This is a genomic window from uncultured Allobosea sp. (genome assembly GCF_945957345.1).
GTDB lineage: Bacteria > Pseudomonadota > Alphaproteobacteria > Rhizobiales > Beijerinckiaceae > Allobosea.
This window is the reverse complement of sequence record NZ_CAMFKW010000066.1, coordinates 1-20,095: the sequence shown is the minus strand read 5'-3', so window position 1 is coordinate 20,095 and position 20,095 is coordinate 1. Positions and strand designations below refer to the sequence as shown.

Below are 20,095 nucleotides of genomic sequence, written 5' to 3'. Positions count from 1 at the left end.
GGCTTTCCCGACATGACCCGGCTGTCGATCGACGAGCATCGGGTCGATGCGATCCGCGAGGACCTGGCCAATGTGCTGGTCGGCTACGAGCCGCGGCTGATCCGCAAGTCGGTCGCCGTCGAGCGCGACGAGAGCCTCGATCCGGCCGAACTCAAGATCCGCTTCCTCGTGCGCGCCGATCTGAATTGCGAACCGCTGAATATTCCCGTCCAATTCGTGGCCGATCTCGAACTCGACACCGGCAAGATCGCGATCAAGGGACGCTGAGGCGATGAACCAGGAGTTTCTCGACCTCTACAACCAGGAACTCCGGCTCTTCATGGAGCACAGCAAGGAGTTCGCGGAGGAATATCCGGGCATCGCCGAGCGGCTCGGCGGGCTGGCCGGCGAGCGGATGGATCCGATGGTCGGCGGCCTGCTGGAAGGCGCGGCCTTCCTCGCGGCGCGCGTCCAGCTCAAGCTCCGGCACGAGTTTCCCGAATTCACCAACAACCTGATCGAGCAGTTGCTGCCGAACTATCTGGCGCCGACGCCCTCGGCGCTGCTGGCCGGCGTGGCGCCACCCTATTCGGACCCGGCCCTGCGCGAGGGCGTGCGGGTTCCGCGCGGCTCCTATATCGACGCGACCTATCTGGAGCGCGAGCGCCGCGTCGCCTGCCGTTACCGGCTGGGCGGCGACGTCACGCTCTGGCCCTTCGAGATCACGGCGGCCGAGTACATCCCGGCGCCGGGGCCGTTGCAGGCGCTGGGCCTGCGGACTGGGCCCCGCGCCCTGTCGGGCCTGCGCATCTCGCTCAATCACCGGGTGATGGCCGATCGCGAGCAGGAGCCCTCGGCCGCGCAGGCGCTGAAGAACCCGGCGAGCTGGTTCGCCGGCTGCCGGACCCGCGAACTGCCCTTCCATCTGCTGGGCAGCGAGGCCGATGCGGTCGCGCTCTACGAGCAGCTTTTCGCGAACTGCATCGGCATCCATTTCCGCCACCTCGATGAATTCGGCGATCCCGTGGTGACGCCGGGCGACGGCTGCCGGATCGAGCAGATCGGGTTCGACGAGGACGAGGCGCTGCTGCCGGCCGATACCCGCGTCTTCCGCGGCTTCGACCTGCTGCGGGAGCTGTTCTGGTTCCCGCGCAAGTTCCTTGGTTTCCGGCTGGAGGGTCTGGCCAGCATCATGCCGAAGCTCAAGGCCAAGGCGGTCGACATTATTTTCGTCTTCGACGAGGTGAACACGCGGCTGCCTGGCGCCGTGCGCAAGGAGATGTTCGCGCTCTATGCGTCACCGGCGATCAACCTGTTCGAGAAGACCACAGACCGCATCCCGGTCAAGACGAACCAGCACGAGTTCCATGTCGTGCCCGACCGCAGTCGCGTGCTCGACTACGAACCGCATAGCATCCTCTCGGTCCACGCGCATTATATCGGCGGCCGCGAGAAGCAGCCGGTCCATCCGCTCTATTCCTCGCCGGAGGGCGCCTCGCCAACGCAGGGGCTGCATTATACGCAGCGCCGCCTGCCACGGCGCCGCTCCTCGGCCGAGCGCCGTCAGGGCAAGGCTTCCGACTACACGGGAACGGAGATGTTCATTTCGCTGGTCGAGCCGGCGGGTATTTCCGACAACGCCTCGGTCGCGGAACTCAGCGTGCGGGCGCTCTGCTCCAACCGGCACCTGACCGAGCATCTGCCGACCGGGCAGGGCGGCGCCGATTTCCGGCTGATCGACAATGTCTCGCTCGACATCACCTGCCTTGCCGGGCCGACGCCGCCGCGCGAGCCGGTCGTTTCCCAACTCAAGCTGCGCTCCGAGACCGCCAGTACCGGCGTCGTGACCTGGCGGCTGGTCAACCTGATCAGCCTGAACCATCTCGGCCTCGTCCAGCGCGGGGCCGGCGAGAATGGCGAGGCGCTGCGGGAGCTGCTCTCGCTCTTCGCCGATCTCGCCGACAGCGCCACAGAGCGGCGTATCCGCGGCATCAAGGGCGTCGATAGCCGTGCCGTCGTCCGCCGCTTTCCGCAGCGGGCGGGAACGGGCGCGGCACGCGGGCTCGAAATCACCGTCCTGCTTGACGAGAAGGCCTTCGAGGGCTCCGGCGTCTTTCTGCTCGGGGCTGTGCTCGACCGCTTCTTCGCCGAATACGCGGCGATGAACCATTTCACCCAGACGGTGATCCGCACCGTCGAGCGCGGCGAGGTCATGCGCTTTCCGCCGCGTGCCGGTGCGAGGCGCATCCTGTGAGCGAGGATGCCGCCACCCCGCTGGAGAAAGCGCCGAACTATCAGGCGCAGCTCGAAGTCGAGCCTTGGCGTTTCGATTTCTATGCGGTGATGCGCCGGCTGGAGCGTAGCTTTCCGGACCGGCCGCGCGTCGGCGACGTCGCCTCGCGGCGCGACGAGTATGTCGCGCTGGGCGAGCAGCCCTATCTCGACTTCCCGGCGTCGAGCCTTGCGGAGGCCGATCGCGACGGGCAGGGGCGTCTGCGGCTCTTCGTCAAGTTCCTCGGCCTGCTCGGGCCGCAGGGGCCGCTGCCATTGGCGACGACCGAGGAAAGCTATCACTGGACGCTGGCGCGCGACGACGCCTTCCCGCGCTTCCTCGACATCTTCAACCACCGCTTCCTGCAGTTGTTCTATCGGGCCTGGGCGGACTCGCGGCCGATCGCGCAGCATGACCGGCCCGATCTCGACCGCTTCGCCGCCTATATCGGTAGCATGATCGGCATGGGCTCGAAGCCCTATCTCAAGCGCGACAGCGTGCCCGATGCCGAGAAGCTCGCCCATGCCGGGCTCATCGGCGCGCAGGCGAAATCGGCCTCGCGGCTGCGGCGCTTCCTTGCGGGGCTGTTCAAGGCCGATATCGAGATCGAGCAGTTCGCGGGTATGTGGCTGGCCTTCGATACGGGCGACCGCACGCGGCTCGGGGGCTCGCATTGCACGCTCGGCGGCGACGCGCTGCTCGGCGGCAGCGTCTACAGTGTCGAGGACAAGTTCCGCGTGAAAATCGTCGCGGCCGATCTCGAACAATTCGAGCGCTTCCTGCCGAATGGCGATCGCTGCGAGCCGCTGGCGGACGCGGTGTTCTTCCATCTCGGCGAGCAGTTCGAGTGGGATGTCGAGCTTGCCTTGCCGGTCGGCGCGGTGAAGCCGGTTCGGCTCGGCCAGTCCGGCCACCTCGGCTGGACGAGCTGGATGGCGCCGAACTGGGATGTCGAGGAGGGCGCCCTGCGCCGCGACGCCCGCTTCCATCCCGCCGAAAGCCTGCGCCTGAAACGAAGCCGCACTGCCGCCACCGGACATTGAAGGGGACGACCATGGCCGATATCAGCCTCGAAGCCGTCACAGGCAAGCTCAACCGGGTCGGCTACGACACCTTCCTGCAGGCGCTGCGGCAGGCGAAGGGGGCGGGAAACCGCAATGTCGAGCTGGCGCATTGGCTGCTGCAGATCCTGCAAGGCACGTCGAACGACCTGACGCTGACCGCCGACCACTACAAGCTCGACCGTGCCAAGATGCTCATGGAGCTCGGCGGCGTGGTCGAGGGCTTCCGCCGCAACGAGACGGAGATGCCGGGCATCGCCAACCATATCGTCGATATCCTCGACCGTGGCTGGCATTACGCGACCCTGTTCTTCGGGGAGACGCAGATCAGGACCGGCCATCTGCTGGTGGCGGCACTGAAATCGACCGAATTGCGCCGCGTTTTGACCGGGCTTTCCAAGGAATTCTCCAAGATCCCGGTCGAGGAACTGGCTGCAGGCTACGGCAAGATCTGGGAAAGCTCTGAGGAAGAGAACCTGCGGCCGATGGATGGTTCGGGCCTGCGCGCGGCAGGTACGCCCGGTGCCGAGCAGGCCGAGGGTGCGAAGGGCACGACGGCGCTTGACCGCTTCTCGCAGGATCTCACCGTCAAGGCCCGCTCCGGCACGATGGACCCGATCCTAGGCCGCGACGACGAGATCCGGCAGGTCATCGACGTGCTGATGCGGCGGCGCCAGAACAATCCGATCCTCACCGGAGAGGCCGGCGTCGGCAAGACCGCGATCGCCGAGGGCTTCGCGCAGCGCGTCGCGGCAGGCGACGTGCCGCCGCCGCTGAGGGGTGTGCGCGTCTGCGCGCTCGATATCGGCCTGATGCAGGCCGGCGCCTCGATGAAGGGCGAATTCGAGCAGCGCCTGCGCTCGGTGATCGACGAGGTACAGTCCTCGCCGACACCGGTGATCCTGTTCATCGACGAGGCGCATACGCTGATCGGGGCCGGCGGGCAGGCCGGTACCGGTGACGCCGCCAACCTGCTGAAGCCGGCGCTGGCGCGCGGCACGCTCAGGACGATCGCGGCGACGACATGGTCGGAATACCGCCAGTATTTCGAGAAGGACCCGGCGCTGACCCGGCGCTTCCAGCCGGTGCAGGTCGACGAGCCGGACGTGGCGCGCTGCTGCACCATGCTGCGCGGGCTGATCGGCCCGATGGAGAAGCATCACAAGGTCCGCATCTCAGATGCGGCGATCGTCGCGGCGGTCTCGCTGTCGCATCGCTATATTCCGGCGCGTCAGCTTCCCGACAAGGCGGTGAGCCTGCTCGACACGGCCTGCGCCCGCGTCGCCATCAGCCAGAGCGCGACGCCGGCCGCGATCGAGGATGCGCGCGTCGCCATCGCCTCGCTGGAGCAGGAGAAGGCGGCGCTGACGGCGGATGCCGATCTCGGCACCGATGCCACCAAGCGGCTTGGCGAGATCGAGGCCGAGATCGCCGAGCGGCAGGAGAAGCTCTCGGGCCTCGAAGGCGCCTGGGCGGGCGAACTTGCCATTGTCGAAGAGATCAAGGCGCTGCGGGCCAAGCTCGGCGAGAAGGCGCCGGGCGGTGAGGCGAAAACTGGGAACGGCAAGCAGGAGGCGAACGAGAATGTCGCGCCTGCGCCGCCTGAGGCGGAGGCTCCCGCTCCGGAGATGACTGCCGATCCGGAACAGTCACGCGCGACGCTCAACGCCAAGTTCGCGGCGCTGAGCGAGATCGATCCGGCCAACCGGATGATCTATGCCCATGTCGACGAGCAGTCGGTCGCCTCGGTCGTCTCGGACTGGACCGGCATTCCGGTCGGCCGGATGGTCAAGGACGAGATCGAGACCGTGCTCAACCTCGCCGAGACGCTGAACAAGCGCGTCGTCGGGCAGGGCCATGGCATCGGCATGATCGCCAAGCGCATCGAGACCAATCGTGCCAGGCTCGACAATCCCAACAAGCCCATCGGCGTCTTCATGCTCTGCGGCCCGTCCGGCGTCGGCAAGACAGAGACGGCGCTGGCCTTGGCGGAATCGCTCTATGGTGGCGAGCAGAACGTCATCACCATCAACATGAGCGAGTTCCAGGAGGCGCATACCGTTTCGACGCTGAAGGGGGCGCCTCCCGGCTATGTCGGCTATGGCGAGGGCGGGCGCCTGACGGAAGCGGTCCGGCGCAAGCCCTATTCGGTGGTGCTGCTCGACGAGGTCGAGAAGGCGCATCCCGACGTCCACGAGCTGTTCTTCCAGGTTTTCGACAAGGGCCAGATGGAGGACGGCACCGGCCGGCGCATCGACTTCAAGAACACGCTGATCATCCTGACCTCGAATGTCGGCACAGACGAGATCATGAGCATGTCGGCGAACGGCGCGGCCAAGCCCGATCCAGAGGCGATGGCGGTGAGCCTGAGGCCGGCGCTGCTCAAGGTCTTCCCGCCGGCGCTGATCGGGCGGCTCGTGACCATTCCCTATTACCCGCTGTCCTCAGACATGCTGGCCGGGATCGTAAAACTCCAGCTCGGGCGCATCGGCAAGCGGCTGGCCGAGAACCATAAAGCGGCCTTCGTCTATGATGACGCGGTGGTCGAGCACATCGTCGGCCAGTGCAACGACCCGGATTCCGGCGGGCGCATGATCGACAACATCATCACCAACTCGATGCTGCCGGCGCTCTCGCGCGCGATCCTCAACCTGCAACTGGAGAAGAAGCCGCTGACCGAGGCGAAGGTCTCGGTCGAGGACGGGCAGTTCGTCTATCAGGTGGCGTGACGTTTCCTATGGCCACGCCGTCATGCTCGCCCTTGTGGCGAGCATCCACGTCTTGAATACCGCTCTCGGTGGAGAAGACGTGGATGGTCGGGACAAGCCCGACCATGACGGAAATGTCGATCTTCATTGGCTTCGGGCTCACCGCTTCGTAACGAGCCCGATGACGTTCATGCTTGCTGCATGAAATCGTCGAGCGCCTCGCTCTCGGCCTTCGACAACCGCAAGCCCAGCTTTCCGCGGCGCCAGAGCACGTCCTGCGCCCGGCGCGCCCATTCCGCCTTCATCAGGTAGCGGACCTCGCGCTCGTAGAGGTCCGCGCCGAAATGGCGGCCGAGATCGGCGAGACTCTTCGCATCGCCGAGGATATCGCGGGCGCGGGTACCATAGGCGCGGGCAAGCCGCGTCGCGCTGCGGCGTTCGAGCCAAGGATAGGCGGTGGCGATCTCACCGACCAGCTTGTCGAACCCGCCGACCGGGAAATCGCCGCCGGGCAGGGCACCGGCAACCGTCCATTCGGCGCGGGCGGCCCAGGGCGCGAGCGGCGCGAGCCTGGCAATTGCGGCCTCGGCGAGACGGCGATAGGTCGTGATCTTACCGCCGAAGACGGAGAGCAGCGGCGCCTCGCCTTCGGGCGCGTCGAGCGTCAGCACGTAGTCGCGCGTCGCCTCCTGCGCCTTCGAGGCGCCGTCATCATAGAGCGGGCGCACGCCCGAATAGGTCCAGACCACCGATTCCGGCGTGACGGGCTGGCGGAAATACTCGCTTGCGGCGGCACAGAGATAGGCGATCTCGTTCGGGGTCGCGACGACCTCGGCTGGGTCGCCGTGATAGTCGCGATCGGTCGTGCCGATCAGCGTGAAATCCTGCTCATAGGGAATGGCGAAGATGATGCGTCCGTCCGCGTTCTGGAAGATATAGCAGCGATCGTGCTCGTAGAGTCTGGGCACGACGATATGGCTACCCTGGACCATGCGGACGCCGGCCTTGGCATTGGTGTGGATGACGCCGTTCAGGACCTCGCCGACCCAGGGGCCGGCGGCGTTGACGAGCGCGCGCGCCCAGACCGTCTGCCGCCCCTCGGCGCCGTCCGTCTCAAGCTGCCAGAGGCCGTTCTTGCGCCGCGCTGCGGTGACGCGGGTGCGCGTATGGATCGCGGCGCCGCGCACGGCGGCATCCATTGCGTTGAGCACGACGAGGCGCGCGTCCTCGACCCAGCAATCGGAATATTCGAAAGCCCTGGCCTGATCGTCCTTGAGCGGCTTGCCGACGACGTCATGGGCGAGGTCGAGCGTGCGCGTCGCCGGCAGGAGCTTGCGGCCGCCGATATGGTCGTAGAGGAACAGGCCGAGCCGGAGCAACCAGGCCGGGCGCAGGCCCTTGTGATGCGGCAGCACGAAGCGCAGAGGCCGGATGATATGCGGCGCGATCGCCCAGAGCCGCTCGCGCTCCATCAGGGCCTCGCGCACCAGCCGGAACTTGTAATGCTCGAGATAGCGCAGGCCGCCATGGATCAGCTTGGTCGAGCGCGAGGAGGTGGCGCTGGCGAGATCGTCCTTCTCGAACAGGACGACGGAGGCGCCGCGCCCGGCCGCGTCGCGGGCGATGCCGCATCCATTGATGCCGCCGCCGATGACGGCGAGATCGTAGGGATTGGCGGGGTCGGTGCCGAAGCCGGCTAAGGGCGAGGTCGTTTCGGAAGCCATGCGCGTCTTCTGGAAAGGCTGGAAAGGCTGATCGATGGCGCCATCCAATCCCGGCCGGGGCGCCGCCACAAGCCCGCTCCTGCGGTCAATTCGGGGATGATGTCAATTCTGATGGCTTGACGCGGGGCGCGCGAGGTCGGAACTGGGCATTGAGGCGGGGGATGGCGGCAGGATGAGCCAGTCGGTGAAGCAAGGGCGCGGGAGGCGGCTCCCGCAGCGGGCCGAGTCTGCTCTCCGCTCAGCGCTGGAATATGCCGGGGCGGCGATCCTGGCGGCCCTGTTCCTCGTGGTGATGGCGGCCGTCCTGCAGCGCTATCTGTTCGGTGGCGGCTTCGTCTGGTCGGACGAACTGGCGATCTGGTTGAATCTGGCGCTGATCGCTGTTGGTGCGCCACTCGCCGTTACCGGTACGCTGGCGATGCGGCTCGATGTGCTGGTTCGGCTGCTGCCGGCGATGCCACGAAAGATTGCTGCCGTGCTCGCCGATGCCATCGCCTTTCACGGCGCCCTGGTGCTTGCGGTCGGAGGCGCGAGCGTGGCGGTGCTCGTCGGCGGCCACTCCACTGTGCTCGGCTTGCCGGAATGGCTGCGGTTTGCCGTCTTCGCCTGCGGCGGAGGGCTGACGATCCTGGCGTTGTTCCTGCGGGCGGGCCAGGAGCGGGGCTGGGCAGGCGCCGTCGCGACACTCGTGCTCGGCGCATGTCTGTATGCGCTGGCGCAGCTCTCTTTCGATCTGTTTCCGACGCCGAGCCTGGTTGCTGCGCTGGTCGCGGGGGCCGGGCTTCTGCTCGGCGCGCCCTTGCCCTTCGCGCTTCTGGCCGGAGTCTCGCTGACGGGGCCGTTCGGCGGGCTGCTGCCGGAGCCGGCAATCGTGCAGACGGTGGTCGGCGGCGTCGGCAAGTTCCTGCTGCTGGCGATCCCTTTCTTCCTGCTGGCCGGCGAGCTTCTGACCGCAGGCGGCCTCGCCGAGCGCCTGATCCGGTTCGCCGCGTCGCTGGTCGGGCATTGGCGGGCGGGATTGGCGCAGACGGCGCTGGTCGCGAGCGTGCTGTTCTCGGGAGCGTCGGGCTCCTCGGTGGCGAATGCTGCCTTCGGGGCCAAGGTGATGGCGCCGACCCTGGTGGCGCGGGGCTATCCGCCGGCCAATGCAGCGGCGATCGTCGCGGGCGTCTCGATGCTCGACAACATCATCCCACCCTCGATCGCTTTCCTGATCCTGGCGAGCGCGACCAATCTCTCGGTCGGTTCGTTGCTGGTGGGCGGCTTCGTCGCGGGCGGTGTGCTGGCTCTGGCATTGGCTATCGGCATCCATCTCAGCGTGCGCGGCGTCGTGGATGCGGCGCCGAAGGCGAGCGCGGCCGAGCGGGGCAGGGCGCTGATCGGCGCGATTCCCGCGATCGGGCTCGGCATCGTCGTGGTCGTCGGCATCCGCTTCGGTGTGGTGACGGTGACGGAGGCTTCCGCACTCGCCGTCGCCTATGCGGTTCTGGCCTGCCTCGCGCTGCGGAGCCTGAATGGGCGCGGCGTGCTGGCGGCCCTGCGCAAATCGGCGGCCGAGGCAGCGGCGATCGGTCTCCTGATCGGCACGTCCGCGCCTTTCGCTTTCCTCCTTGCGGTCGACCGCATCTCCGAGCAGATGGCCGGGCTCGTCACTCTGTTCGGCGCCGGGCCTTATGCGGTGATGCTGCTCGCCAATCTCGTACTGCTGGTCGCCGGGCTCTTCCTCGATATCGGCGCGGCGATCCTGCTGCTGGCGCCGCTGCTGCTGCCGGTCGCGGTAACGGCGGGGCTCGATCCGATCCAGTTCGGCGTGGTGCTCGTCGTCAACCTGATGATCCACGGACTGACGCCGCCGCTCGGTATCCTCGTCTATGTTGTCAGCGGCATCATGCGGGTGCCGGTGGGAGCGGTTTTCCGGGCCGTCCTGCCGCTGCTCGGCGTTCTGCTCGTCGCCCTCATGGCGCTGTCGCTGGGCATGGCTGCGTGGCCTGCGCTTGCGCCGGGGCTCAAGGCGCTGTTCTGATGCGCTCTCGTTCGCCCGGCGCCCGCGCCGTTCCATTGCCTACGCCGTGAGCTGGCCCGGACTTCGATATGATCTTCACCGACATCGCGACGCGGACCTACAACCACGGTTGGCGGCTCGACCCGATCATCCGCAGCCTGCTCGATACCGATTTCTACAAGCTCCTGATGCTGCAGATGATCCGGGCCTTCCATCCGGACGTGCAGGTCACCTTCTCGCTGATCAACCGCTCGAAGCATATCCGTCTCGCCGATATCGTCGACGAGGGGGAGCTCCGAGCACAGCTCGACCACGCTCGCTCGCTGCGCTTCACCAAGAACGAACTGATCTGGCTCGCCGGCAACAGTTTCTACGGCAAGACGCAGATGTTCTCGCCGGAGTTCATGGCCTGGCTCGCCGATTTCCAGTTGCCCGATTACGATCTGCGCAAGGTCGACGGGCAGTACGAGCTGCATTTCGAGGGGCCCTGGACCCACAGCACGATGTGGGAGGTGCCGGCGCTGGCGATCGTCAACGAGCTGCGGGCGCGCCGCGTCATGCTCGGCCAGAAGCGTTTCTCGCTCGACGTGCTCTATGCCCGGGCCAAGGCCAAGATGTGGGACAAGGTCGAGCGCTTGCAGAAGCTGCCCAACCTCAAGCTCTCCGATTTCGGCACGCGCCGGCGCCATGGCCATCTCTGGCAGCGCTGGTGCGTCGAGGCGCTGAAGGAGGGGCTGGGCTCGGCCTTCACCGGCACGTCCAACGTGCTCCTGGCGATGGATGCGGATCTGGAGGCGATCGGCACCAATGCTCATGAGTTGCCGATGGTGCTGGCGGCGCTTGCCGATTCGGACGAGGAATTGCTGCGCGCGCCCTATCGCGTGCTCGACGAATGGCGTCAGGTCTATGGCGGCAACCTCTTGATCGCGCTACCGGATGCCTTCGGCTCGCAGAGCTTCCTGCGCCATGCGCCGGATTGGGTCGCCGACTGGACCGGTTTCCGCCCCGACAGCGCGCCGCCGATCCCGGCCGGCGAGACGATCATGGCGTGGTGGCGCGAGCGCGGGCGCGACCCGCGCGACAAGATGCTGGTCTTCTCCGACGGGCTCGATGTCGATGCGATCGAGCGCGTCTATCATCATTTCGACGGCAAGGTCCGCATGGCCTTCGGCTGGGGCACGGACCTGACCAATGATCTCGTCGGCTGCTCGCCCGACGGCTCGCGTGCGCTCGATCCGATCTCGCTGGTCTGCAAGGTCACCAAGGCGAACGGGCGCCCGGCCGTGAAGCTCTCCGACAATCCCGAGAAGGTCTCGGGCGATCCGGAAGCCGTGAAGCGCTACCGGCGGGTGTTCGGGGCTCCCTAACCTAGCGTCAGAAAGATATGTTGCCATTATGTTCTCGATGCGCGAACATGTTCGCGGGTTGGGGGACTCGACGTGAAGCGCTTGCTGGTTGTGGTGTTTGCCATGCTCGTGGCGTGGCCGGCTGCATCGAACGCTCAGGAAACGGATTGCTCGGGATGCGGCGTGCCTCACCGCGATGCGGCCTCGTTCAAGAGTTCGTTGCTGCTCACCGTCAAGAACCGTAGCTTCGTCGCGGCGGTCGCGGAAAAGGCCCGTGCGCAACCGCAGCCCGCGCCAGGGCTCGTGCATTCGGATCTAGGGGTCGATATCTCGGTCGTCGTCGTTGAAGATCGTAAGAATACGTCTCGCTATGTCATGAGCGGTGAAGGAAAGCGTTTCGGGCTTAGCGACCAGGATATGATGAATGTTGGGCGGGAAAACTTGAGGCGCAGGGCCGCGCGCTTGCAGATCGAGGAACATGGTCCCGTCAGGACCCTGTCCTTCGAGGCGGACTACAATGCAGCGCTGCTGCTGCTCCCCGAGGTCTGGTCAGCGATCCCGAATCTCCCCGACGGGCTGGTTGTCGCGGTGCCGGCGCGCGATATCGTCGCCTTCTGTGATGGAGCCGATCCGGAGGCGCTCGCGGCCTTGCGCCGGATCGCTCGAACGCCGAGCGATGGCTACCCGGTGACCACGTACCTTCTGCAGCGCGTCCGGGGGAGCTGGATGGTGAAGAATTAGCGCAGGCCTCTTCTCTCCGACGCCCCGGGAGGCCGGTGGGATCGGTCAGCTTGCATCCCGCTTCAAAAACCCCTAATGCGACCGCGTTTCTGGGCCCGAAGGGCCGCCTTCGAGGACAAGGGTGTCATGGCCAAAGAGAAGTTCGCTCGCAACAAGCCGCACTGCAACATTGGAACGATTGGTCACGTTGACCATGGCAAGACGTCATTGACGGCTGCGATCACGAAGGTTCTGGCCGAGTCCGGCGGTGCGTCGTTCACGGCGTATGACCAGATCGACAAGGCGCCGGAAGAGAAGGCCCGCGGCATCACGATCTCGACGGCTCACGTCGAGTACGAGACCCCGGCCCGTCACTACGCGCATGTCGACTGCCCCGGCCACGCCGACTACGTGAAGAACATGATCACGGGCGCGGCGCAGATGGACGGCGCGATCCTGGTGGTTTCGGCGGCCGACGGCCCGATGCCGCAGACCCGCGAGCACATCCTGCTGGCGCGCCAGGTCGGCGTTCCCGCGCTGGTGGTGTTCATGAACAAGGTCGACCTGGTCGACGACGCCGAGCTGCTCGAGCTCGTCGAGATGGAGATCCGCGAGCTCCTCTCGAAGTACGACTTCCCCGGCGACGACATTCCGATCACCAAGGGCTCGGCCAAGGCCGCTCTCGACAACGTCACGCCGGAGATCGGCCATGACGCGGTGATCGCGCTGATGAAGACGGTCGACGACTACATCCCGCAGCCGGAGCGTCCGATCGACCAGCCGTTCCTGATGCCGGTCGAAGACGTGTTCTCGATCTCGGGCCGCGGCACGGTGGTGACCGGCCGCGTCGAGCGCGGCATCGTGAAGGTCGGCGAGGAAATCGAGATCGTCGGCCTGAAGGAGACGCAGAAGACGACGGTGACGGGCGTCGAGATGTTCCGCAAGCTGCTCGACCAGGGCCAGGCTGGCGACAACATCGGCTGCCTGCTGCGCGGCACGAAGCGCGAGGACGTGGAGCGCGGCCAGGTGCTGTGCAAGCCGGGCTCGGTGAAGCCGCACACGAAGTTCAAGGCCGAGGCCTACATCCTGACGAAGGAAGAGGGTGGCCGTCACACGCCGTTCTTCACCAACTACCGCCCGCAGTTCTACTTCCGCACGACGGACGTGACCGGCGTGGTCTCGCTGCCGGAAGGCACGGAGATGGTGATGCCGGGCGACAACATCTCGATGGAGGTGACGCTGATCGCCCCGATCGCGATGGAAGAGAAGCTGCGCTTCGCCATCCGCGAAGGCGGCCGCACGGTTGGAGCAGGTGTTGTTGCTTCGATCATTGCTTGATCGAGGCAACAACGACGTCCGCGGAAACCGCAGACTTTGCGGCGCCGGCGTCGTCGCCAGCATCATCGCCTGATCGTCCTGCACGATTTGGGTTGGAAAGGGCGGTGGCGACACCGCCCTTTTTCTTTTGCATGCAGGCGTTTCAGAGCCATGCCGTGAATGCAGGGGCGGCCACGGCCTGCCGGGCTGCTCGTGCCGCGCATTCCATGCTCTCGATCTTCGTGAGAGAGCGGATCAGCCGCTCCGTCGCGGAGGATGCTGCCCATGCCGTTCAAGCCGCCGTTTCCGGGTATCCATTCGATCGCCTTCGCGCTGTTCGACGCGCATGAGCGGCTCGACCGGGTAGCGATGCGTAAGCAGACGCAAATCAACCTCGATCTCGACGTGCAGGGCATGGCCGCGCTCGGGCTCGCGACGGAGGTTTCGAAGCTGAGCTTCACCGAGCGCTGCACCGTGATGGAATGGATGGCGGAGGACGTGGCGGGTAGGAAGCCGCTCGCCTTCACGATCTTCGGCTCCTCGGTGGCCGAGCAGGTCGCGCTGGTGAAGGTCGCCGAGCAGAACGGCGCCGACTGGGTGATTCTGCAGCCGCCGATGGTCGGCAGCTTCGGTGCGGCCGAGTACATCAATTTCTTCGGTCGGATCGCCGAGACGACGGCGCTCCCGGTCGCGATCCAGAACGCACCGGCCTATATGGGCCGCGGCCTCTCGGTAGAGGATATCCGCGAGCTGACGCGACGCTATCCGAATATCAGCCTGATCAAGGGCGAGGGCTCGGTCGTCGAGATCGAGCGCCTGATCGCCGTGACGGAAGGCCATCTGCCGATTCTCAACGGGCGCGGCGGGCTGGAGTTAATCGACAATTTCCGCGCGGGCTGCGCCGGGATGATCCTGGCGCCCGACACGATCGACCATGCGCTGCGCGCCTATGCCCGCTACAGAACCGGTGACGAGGCCGGGGCGGATACCGCCTATCGCGAGGTCCTGCCGGCGATCACCTTCATCATGCAGTCGATCGAGACTCTGCTTTGCTATGGGAAACGCATCTTCGGCGCCCGCGCCGGCATCACGATTCATGATCGCGGCCCGGCGCTGCGGCCCACGGAATTCGGGCTGAAGCTGGTCGAGCGCTATGCCCGCGAGCTCGGCCCCTACAGCAAATGAGGATGATCAGCGATTTCGACTTGAAATGCGCCGCGCCTTGGGGCACATGACGCCCACCTGCAGGGGTATAGCTCAGTTGGTAGAGCGGCGGTCTCCAAAACCGCAGGTCGCGGGTTCGAGCCCTGCTGCCCCTGCCAGTCGTCCCGCTGGCGACGTTTAGCCCGGATGCCCAAGCAGGTTGGCGAGGCATCCATGACCCAGAACATCTACGATAACGAGACCTTCTTCGCGGGCTACAGCCAGCTGCCGCGTTCGGTCCATGGTTTGGACGGTGCGCCGGAATGGCCGGTACTGCGCGGGATGCTGCCGAAACTCACTGGCAAGCAGGTGCTCGATCTCGGCTGCGGCTTCGGCTGGTTCTGCCGCTTCGCCGCAGACGAGGGTGCTGCCAGCGTGCTCGGAGTCGACGTCTCCGAGAAGATGCTGGAACGGGGGCGGCGCGAGACTGCCGATTCCCGCGTGACCTACGAGCGTGCCGATCTCGAGACCTATGCGCCGCCGGCAGACGCCTTCGATCTCGCCTATAGCTCGCTTGCGTTCCACTACATCGAGGATCTCGCCGGACTGTTCGGACGGGTGCATGCGGCGCTGAAACCGGGCGGCGGCCTGGTCTGCTCGGTCGAGCATCCGATCATGACGGCGCCGGCACGGCAGGAATGGCTCGCCGATGCCGATGGCCGCGCGACCTGGCCGGTCAACGGCTATCACGACGAGGGCAGGCGGGTGAGTAACTGGCTGGCGGAGGGCGTGGTCAAGCGCCATCGCACCACCGGCACCTATCTCGACCTGCTGCTGGGCGCCGGCTTCCGGCTGGAGAAGCTGGCCGAATGGGCGCCGAGCCCCGAGCAGGTCGCGAACGAGCCGGGCTGGGCGAAGGAACGGGAGCGGCCGTTTTTTCTGCTGATCGCGGCGAGCCGGGGCTGAGGCAGGCCGCCCGAAAGGGGCTTGGCTAAAGGCTTCAAGCCATGTAAGAGGCTAGCCATGACGGCGCGCGACCCTTCCCGGGTCCCGCGCCGCGAATGTTTCAGGATGGCCGAATCGGCATCGCGCGAGGGCGCGGGCCGGCTCGGAACCCGAGGTGGTTCATGGCGAAACCCAATCCCTTTCAGTTCCTGCAGGATGTGCGCTCCGAGGCGTCCAAGGTCACCTGGCCTTCGCGTCGCGAGACGCTGATCACCACGGGCCTCGTGCTCGCGATGGTCGTCCTGTCCAGCCTGTTCTTCCTCTTCACCGACACCATCATCCGGTGGGGTCTCGGCCTGATCCTCGGCGCCCGTTGAACGGAATTACGAACGTGAGCACCCGCTGGTATATCGTCCACGCCTATTCGAACTTCGAGAACAAGGTCGCCCAGTCGATCCGTGACCAGGCCGCGCAGCGCAACCTCGCCGACAAGTTCGACGAGGTTCTGGTACCGACCGAGAAGGTCGTCGAGGTTCGCCGCGGCCGCAAGGTCGACACCGAGCGCAAGTTCTTCCCCGGCTATGTGCTGGTGAAGTGCGAGATGACCGACGAGGTCTATCACCTCATCAAGAACACGCCGAAGGTCACCGGCTTCCTGGGCGCCGACAAGGCCAAGCCCATGCCGATCCCCGAGCATGAGGCGATGCGCATCAAGGGGCAGGTCGCCGAGGGCATCGAGCGGCCGAAGCCGACGATCGTTTTCGAGGTCGGCGAGCAGGTCAAGGTCGCGGACGGGCCCTTCGCTTCGTTCAACGGCGTCGTCGAGGATGTCGACCACGCCCGCGCCCGCCTCAAGGTCGCGGTCTCGATCTTCGGCCGCGCCACGCCGGTCGAGCTCGAATACGGCCAGGTCGAGAAGCTCTGAGAACAAAACTCCGAGAAACAGGACGGCCCGAAGCGTGCTTCGGGCCGTTTTCGTTAGGTTAATCGGCTTTTAAGATCACTTGGGCAATGTTCTGCGCGGTCATCCGACGCAGGGCGCCATGTTCCCCAGTTTCTTCAAGGCCACGGTGCGCCAGCGCCTCACGCTCTGGGCATTGATCCTGGGCGTGCTCGCCTGCGTTTTCGGCGCCGCGCAGTTCATCAGTTCGGTCAAGCTTGCCGGTTTCGCCCGCTCGATCACGGCGCAGGCCGGCGCCTCGGCGGCGCTCTCGGATACCGATGCCGCCTATAGCCGCATGGTCATGGCGATCGTCACAGGCCAAGAGCGCGACCATCTCTCCGGCGATATCGAAACCCTGATCGCTGCAACGCAGATCGTTGCCGCCCGTAGCGGGGGTGAGGCAGCGGACCAAGCGCGGCAGGCTGCCCTCGGCTTGCAGGATCTCGCCGCCAAGCTCGGCGCCGAGAGAGCCGTTCTGCGGGATGCGCTGCGCAAGGTGGCGACGCAGCGCAACGAGCTGCGCGTCACGCTCAACAATGCCGTTGCGAGCGTTAGCGAGGCGCTCGGCGCCCATGTCGAAGGCTCGCGGCAGAACACGCTGCTGCTGGTGACGCTCGGCCTGTTACTTGTGGCCCTCATCATCTCCTTCGAGCATCGCTGGTTGGTGCGGCCGATCGCCACCATGGCGACGGCGCTGGGTGCGCCGGGGCAGGATTCCGGCTGGGTCCGCCAACTCGCGCGTCGCGGCGACGAGATCGGCATGCTCGGCCGGGCCCTGCATGCGCATCTCTCGGACGAGAAGGCGAGGCAGGATGCGGCCGGGAAGCGGCTGGCCTCGCTGGCAGGCGAAGTGGAGCGGCAGCAGGCCTTGCGGGTTCGCGGTCAGGCGTTCCAGGACGGTATCGCCCATATCGCCGGCGCGCTGGAAACCCATGCCGCGAGCATGACGGATGCGTCCAACGAACTGTCGCAGCTTTCCGGCTTCGTCGACCAGCATGCCGGCGCGGCCGCGCAGTCGAGCCAGCGTGCCGCCGTCCATGTCGACGAGATGTCCTGCTCCCTGAATGAAATCGCCGAACTGCTGGCGATCACGGCCGAGGAGGCGCGCCGCGCCTCGGGCATTGCCGGCGGGGCGAAGGCGCTCGTCGAGGAAGCCGCAGATGACAGCATCATGCTGCGCGAGGCGGTGGGGTCGATCTCGGCTGTCGTCACGCTGATCAGCACGGTCGCCAACCAGACGAACCTGCTGGCGCTCAATGCGACGATCGAGGCGGCGCGCGCCGGCGAGAGCGGGCGTGGCTTTGCCGTGGTCGCGGCCGAGGTGAAGCAACTCGCCAACCGGACGGCGGAGGCGACCGGGCAGGTCCGGCGCGGACTCGATTCGATCGGCACGGCGGCCGAGCGGATCACCGGGCGCATCGGTGCGCTTGTGACGTCGGTGAATGATGTCGAGACGGCCGCCGATTCGATCGCGGAGCTGGCGCGCCGGCAGGACGAGACGTCGCGCTCGATCAATGCCGGCACCGCCCGGACCGCCGACGACGTGCGCGGCATGGCCGAGCAGGTCGAGCAGGTCGCCGGCATGTTCGAGGACTGGCGCAGGATGACGGAGCGTATGGCCCGCACCTCCGCTGATATCGACGGCCAGGCCGCGGCGCTGCGTCAGGCGGTCGACAGCTTCATGAGCGACACGCAAGGAGCCAGGCAGGCATGACGATGATGGCCGATTCCGGGGCGATCGCGCCTGCTCCCGTGCGGCGCATCGGCGGGCATGCGTTTCCGCTGATCGCGAAGGTGCTGCACTGGAGCACGGCGGTGCTTGTCCTGGTGATGTTCTGCGTGGGCATCCTGATGAAGGAGATCGGCAACGGGCCCTGGGCCGATGCGCTGATGACCTTCCACAAGACGGCCGGCTTCGCCTTGCTTCTGCTGGTCCTGGGCCGGCTGGCCTACCGCATCGTCCAGCGCTTCACTGGCCGCTGGTCCCGGAGCGCGGGCGGACGCGCGGTTCACCGTATCCTGTATGGAATGCTGGTTGCGATCCCGCTGCTCGGGCTTGCCGGCGTCTCCGATTTCGGAGCACGCGAAATCTATGGCGGCCTTTCGCTGCCGGCGATCTGGCCGCGAGGTGCGGGCTATGCCGACGAACTGTTCCAGGGGCATGCCATCCTCGCCTTCGGGCTGATCGGGCTCGTCGCGCTGCATATCTGCCTGGCGCTCGACGACTATATCCGGCAAGCTCCAGCGGCCGATCCGAAAGAGGCTGCGCGCGCCGAAACCTCTTCCCTTCCGCGCCCGGATATGCCATAGGCCCGCCTTCAACCGCGTGGGAGGCGTGCCGGTCGCCAGCCGGATCACAGGCGCCGCACCACGCACTGCAACCACCCCGGCCCCGATGAAGAGCATCGGCAGGCGGGGTCGTCGTCGTTCCGAATAGGCATCGGGGCGGACGGCAGGAGCAGCCATCATGGCGAAGAAGATCACGGGCTACGTGAAGCTTCAGGTTCCGGCGGGCGCGGCCAATCCGTCGCCGCCGATCGGTCCGGCGCTGGGTCAGCGCGGCCTCAACATCATGGAATTCTGCAAGGCCTTCAATGCGAAGACCCAGCAGATGGAAAAGGGCATGCCGATTCCGGTGATCATCACCGCGTATGCCGATCGTTCCTTCACCTTCGAGATGAAGCAGCCGCCGGTCTCGTACTGGCTGAAGAAGGCCGCCGGCCTGACCTCGGGTTCGAAGACCCCGGGCAAGGGCGGCAATGTCGGCAAGGTCACCACTGCGCAGATCGCCGAGATCGCCGAGAAGAAGATGGCCGATCTCAACTGCGACACCGTCGAATCGGCTTCGGCCATGATCCGTGGCTCGGCCAGGTCCATGGGCCTGGAAGTCGTGGGCTGAGGGGAGCTGACCAATGGCACATGTCGGAAAGCGCGTCGTCAAGGGCCGTGAAGGCATTGACCGCACCAAGCTGTACTCGCTCGATCAGGCCGTGACCTTCATCAAGGAGCGCGCCAACGCCAAGTTCGACGAGACTGTCGAGATCGCGATGAATCTCGGCGTCGATCCGCGTCACGCCGACCAGATGGTCCGCGGCGTCTGCAACCTGCCGAACGGTTCGGGCCGCACGCTGCGCGTCGCCGTCTTCGCCCGCGGCGCCAAGGCCGACGAGGCCAAGGCTGCGGGTGCCGACATCGTCGGCGCCGAGGAGCTGGTCGAGTCCGTCCAGAAGGGCGAGATCAACTTCGATCGCTGCATCGCGACCCCGGACATGATGGGTCTCGTCGGCCGTCTCGGTAAGGTGCTCGGCCCGCGCGGCCTGATGCCGAACCCGCGCGTCGGCACCGTCACCATGGACGTGACCGCCGCCGTCGCCGCCTCGAAGGGCGGTTCGGTCGAGTTCCGCGTCGAGAAGGCCGGTATCGTCCACGCCGCGGTCGGCAAGGCCTCGTTCTCGGCCGAGAAGCTCTCGGAGAACATCAAGGCTTTCGTCGACTCGGTCGCCAAGGCGAAGCCCGCCGGCGCCAAGGGTACGTACATTCAGCGCGTCGCGCTGTCGTCGACCATGGGCCCGGGCGTCAAGATCGAGCCGAACACCGTCATCGGCGGCTGATCAGGCTACAGGGCAGGGCGGCTGCATCACGGTCGCCCACCCGCTCTTGATTTCACGAAGTCAAGAGCCTACTTGGCAGAAGCAGGCGAAGGCGGTATACGCACGCCTGTTTCCATGAGTGAAGGGGCTCCAGCGTGCCTGGCACGAAGGGGTCTGTTTCGCGTTTTTCAGCGGTTTTCCGCTGAAGAATGGGTGATTGGGGCCGCGGAGAGCAATTTCCAAGGTCAGAATCATCCAGTCCTGTCTGAGACTGCAGGTGCCTTCCCGGCTCGTCCGGGAGCATAATTTCGCCAAGAGGCCTGCATAGACGGTGCAAGAGCTTAG

At 66.3% G+C, this 20,095-nt stretch carries 17 protein-coding genes and 1 tRNA gene; 17 read left to right on the top strand and 1 reads right to left on the bottom strand.

What is annotated here, in order from left to right; all coding sequences use genetic code 11:
* The 4 genes from Q0Q36_RS22705 to tssH all read left to right on the top strand — a co-directional run.
* On the top strand, positions 1 to 267 hold a 267-nt coding region (locus Q0Q36_RS22705), incomplete at its 5' end, for a GPW/gp25 family protein (protein WP_293801708.1).
* Between the two features lie 4 nt (positions 268 to 271).
* Complete coding sequence (tssF, locus tag Q0Q36_RS22700) at positions 272 to 2,233, top strand: type VI secretion system baseplate subunit TssF (protein WP_293801706.1); 1,962 nt, start codon at positions 272 to 274, stop codon at positions 2,231 to 2,233.
* Positions 2,234 to 2,322: 89 nt separating this feature from the next.
* The gene (tssG, locus tag Q0Q36_RS22695) at positions 2,323 to 3,294 is read left to right on the top strand and encodes a type VI secretion system baseplate subunit TssG (RefSeq protein WP_293801710.1); all 972 of its coding nucleotides are present in this window, start codon (positions 2,323 to 2,325) and stop codon (positions 3,292 to 3,294) included.
* An 11-nt stretch (positions 3,295 to 3,305) separates the two neighbouring features.
* Positions 3,306 to 6,041, top strand: a complete 2,736-nt coding sequence (tssH, locus tag Q0Q36_RS22690; protein ID WP_293801704.1) for a type VI secretion system ATPase TssH — start codon at positions 3,306 to 3,308, stop codon at positions 6,039 to 6,041.
* A 167-nt stretch (positions 6,042 to 6,208) separates the two neighbouring features.
* On the opposite strand, the gene glpD is transcribed toward tssH, so the two are convergent.
* Positions 6,209 to 7,744, bottom strand: coding sequence for a glycerol-3-phosphate dehydrogenase (glpD, locus tag Q0Q36_RS22685; RefSeq protein ID WP_293801702.1), 1,536 nt, complete (start codon positions 7,742 to 7,744; stop codon positions 6,209 to 6,211).
* Positions 7,745 to 7,916: 172 nt separating this feature from the next.
* On the opposite strand from glpD, the gene Q0Q36_RS22680 reads away from it, so the two are divergent.
* The 13 genes from Q0Q36_RS22680 (at position 7,917) to rplA (ending at position 19,771) form a co-directional block, all read left to right on the top strand.
* Positions 7,917 to 9,767, top strand: a complete 1,851-nt coding sequence (locus Q0Q36_RS22680; RefSeq protein WP_293801700.1) for a TRAP transporter large permease subunit — start codon at positions 7,917 to 7,919, stop codon at positions 9,765 to 9,767.
* A 68-nt stretch (positions 9,768 to 9,835) separates the two neighbouring features.
* The gene (pncB, locus tag Q0Q36_RS22675; RefSeq protein WP_293801698.1) at positions 9,836 to 11,113 is read left to right on the top strand and encodes a nicotinate phosphoribosyltransferase; all 1,278 of its coding nucleotides are present in this window, start codon (positions 9,836 to 9,838) and stop codon (positions 11,111 to 11,113) included.
* A 72-nt stretch (positions 11,114 to 11,185) separates the two neighbouring features.
* On the top strand, positions 11,186 to 11,833 hold the full coding sequence (locus Q0Q36_RS22670; protein WP_293801696.1) for a hypothetical protein: 648 nt from the start codon (positions 11,186 to 11,188) through the stop codon (positions 11,831 to 11,833).
* 126 nt (positions 11,834 to 11,959) lie between these two features.
* Positions 11,960 to 13,150, top strand: a complete 1,191-nt coding sequence (tuf, locus tag Q0Q36_RS22665) for an elongation factor Tu (RefSeq protein ID WP_293801694.1) — start codon at positions 11,960 to 11,962, stop codon at positions 13,148 to 13,150.
* Between the two features lie 264 nt (positions 13,151 to 13,414).
* Positions 13,415 to 14,314, top strand: a complete 900-nt coding sequence (locus tag Q0Q36_RS22660) for a dihydrodipicolinate synthase family protein (protein ID WP_293801692.1) — start codon at positions 13,415 to 13,417, stop codon at positions 14,312 to 14,314.
* A 61-nt stretch (positions 14,315 to 14,375) separates the two neighbouring features.
* Positions 14,376 to 14,451, top strand: a tRNA-Trp gene (locus Q0Q36_RS22655).
* A 55-nt stretch (positions 14,452 to 14,506) separates the two neighbouring features.
* Positions 14,507 to 15,238, top strand: coding sequence for a bifunctional 2-polyprenyl-6-hydroxyphenol methylase/3-demethylubiquinol 3-O-methyltransferase UbiG (locus Q0Q36_RS22650; protein ID WP_293801691.1), 732 nt, complete (start codon positions 14,507 to 14,509; stop codon positions 15,236 to 15,238).
* A gap of 161 nt (positions 15,239 to 15,399) precedes the next feature.
* Positions 15,400 to 15,594, top strand: coding sequence for a preprotein translocase subunit SecE (secE, locus tag Q0Q36_RS22645; RefSeq protein WP_293801689.1), 195 nt, complete (start codon positions 15,400 to 15,402; stop codon positions 15,592 to 15,594).
* Positions 15,595 to 15,608: 14 nt separating this feature from the next.
* A complete protein-coding gene (nusG, locus tag Q0Q36_RS22640; protein WP_265059856.1) occupies positions 15,609 to 16,142 on the top strand; it encodes a transcription termination/antitermination protein NusG in 534 nt (177 codons plus the stop codon).
* Positions 16,143 to 16,260: 118 nt separating this feature from the next.
* The gene (locus Q0Q36_RS22635; protein ID WP_293801688.1) at positions 16,261 to 17,874 is read left to right on the top strand and encodes a methyl-accepting chemotaxis protein; all 1,614 of its coding nucleotides are present in this window, start codon (positions 16,261 to 16,263) and stop codon (positions 17,872 to 17,874) included.
* Entirely contained in the window at positions 17,871 to 18,470 is a 600-nt protein-coding gene (locus Q0Q36_RS22630; RefSeq protein WP_293801686.1) for a cytochrome b/b6 domain-containing protein, read from the top strand. Before Q0Q36_RS22635 ends, Q0Q36_RS22630 begins: the two co-directional genes overlap by 4 nt.
* Positions 18,471 to 18,627: 157 nt before the next feature.
* Positions 18,628 to 19,059: a 50S ribosomal protein L11 gene (gene rplK, locus Q0Q36_RS22625; RefSeq protein WP_038358273.1), complete on the top strand. Its 432-nt coding sequence runs from the start codon at positions 18,628 to 18,630 to the stop codon at positions 19,057 to 19,059.
* Between the two features lie 13 nt (positions 19,060 to 19,072).
* Positions 19,073 to 19,771 carry a 50S ribosomal protein L1 gene (rplA, locus tag Q0Q36_RS22620; protein ID WP_265059853.1) on the top strand — a complete coding sequence of 233 codons (699 nt, stop codon included), beginning with the start codon at positions 19,073 to 19,075 and terminating at the stop codon, positions 19,769 to 19,771.
* Positions 19,772 to 20,095: the final 324 nt, after the last annotated feature.

Coding starts and splice junctions, on each gene's coding strand:
- tssF (WP_293801706.1), top strand. CDS start 272: ATGAACCAGGAGTTTCTCGACCTCTACAACCAGGAACTCCGGCTCTTC.
- tssG (WP_293801710.1), top strand. CDS start 2,323: ATGCGCCGGCTGGAGCGTAGCTTTCCGGACCGGCCGCGCGTCGGCGAC.
- tssH (WP_293801704.1), top strand. CDS start 3,306: ATGGCCGATATCAGCCTCGAAGCCGTCACAGGCAAGCTCAACCGGGTC.
- glpD (WP_293801702.1), bottom strand. CDS start 7,744: ATGGCTTCCGAAACGACCTCGCCCTTAGCCGGCTTCGGCACCGACCCC.
- Q0Q36_RS22680 (WP_293801700.1), top strand. CDS start 7,917: ATGAGCCAGTCGGTGAAGCAAGGGCGCGGGAGGCGGCTCCCGCAGCGG.
- pncB (WP_293801698.1), top strand. CDS start 9,836: ATGATCTTCACCGACATCGCGACGCGGACCTACAACCACGGTTGGCGG.
- tuf (WP_293801694.1), top strand. CDS start 11,960: ATGGCCAAAGAGAAGTTCGCTCGCAACAAGCCGCACTGCAACATTGGA.
- Q0Q36_RS22660 (WP_293801692.1), top strand. CDS start 13,415: ATGCCGTTCAAGCCGCCGTTTCCGGGTATCCATTCGATCGCCTTCGCG.
- Q0Q36_RS22650 (WP_293801691.1), top strand. CDS start 14,507: ATGACCCAGAACATCTACGATAACGAGACCTTCTTCGCGGGCTACAGC.
- secE (WP_293801689.1), top strand. CDS start 15,400: ATGGCGAAACCCAATCCCTTTCAGTTCCTGCAGGATGTGCGCTCCGAG.
- Q0Q36_RS22635 (WP_293801688.1), top strand. CDS start 16,261: ATGTTCCCCAGTTTCTTCAAGGCCACGGTGCGCCAGCGCCTCACGCTC.
- Q0Q36_RS22630 (WP_293801686.1), top strand. CDS start 17,871: ATGACGATGATGGCCGATTCCGGGGCGATCGCGCCTGCTCCCGTGCGG.
- rplK (WP_038358273.1), top strand. CDS start 18,628: ATGGCGAAGAAGATCACGGGCTACGTGAAGCTTCAGGTTCCGGCGGGC.
- rplA (WP_265059853.1), top strand. CDS start 19,073: ATGGCACATGTCGGAAAGCGCGTCGTCAAGGGCCGTGAAGGCATTGAC.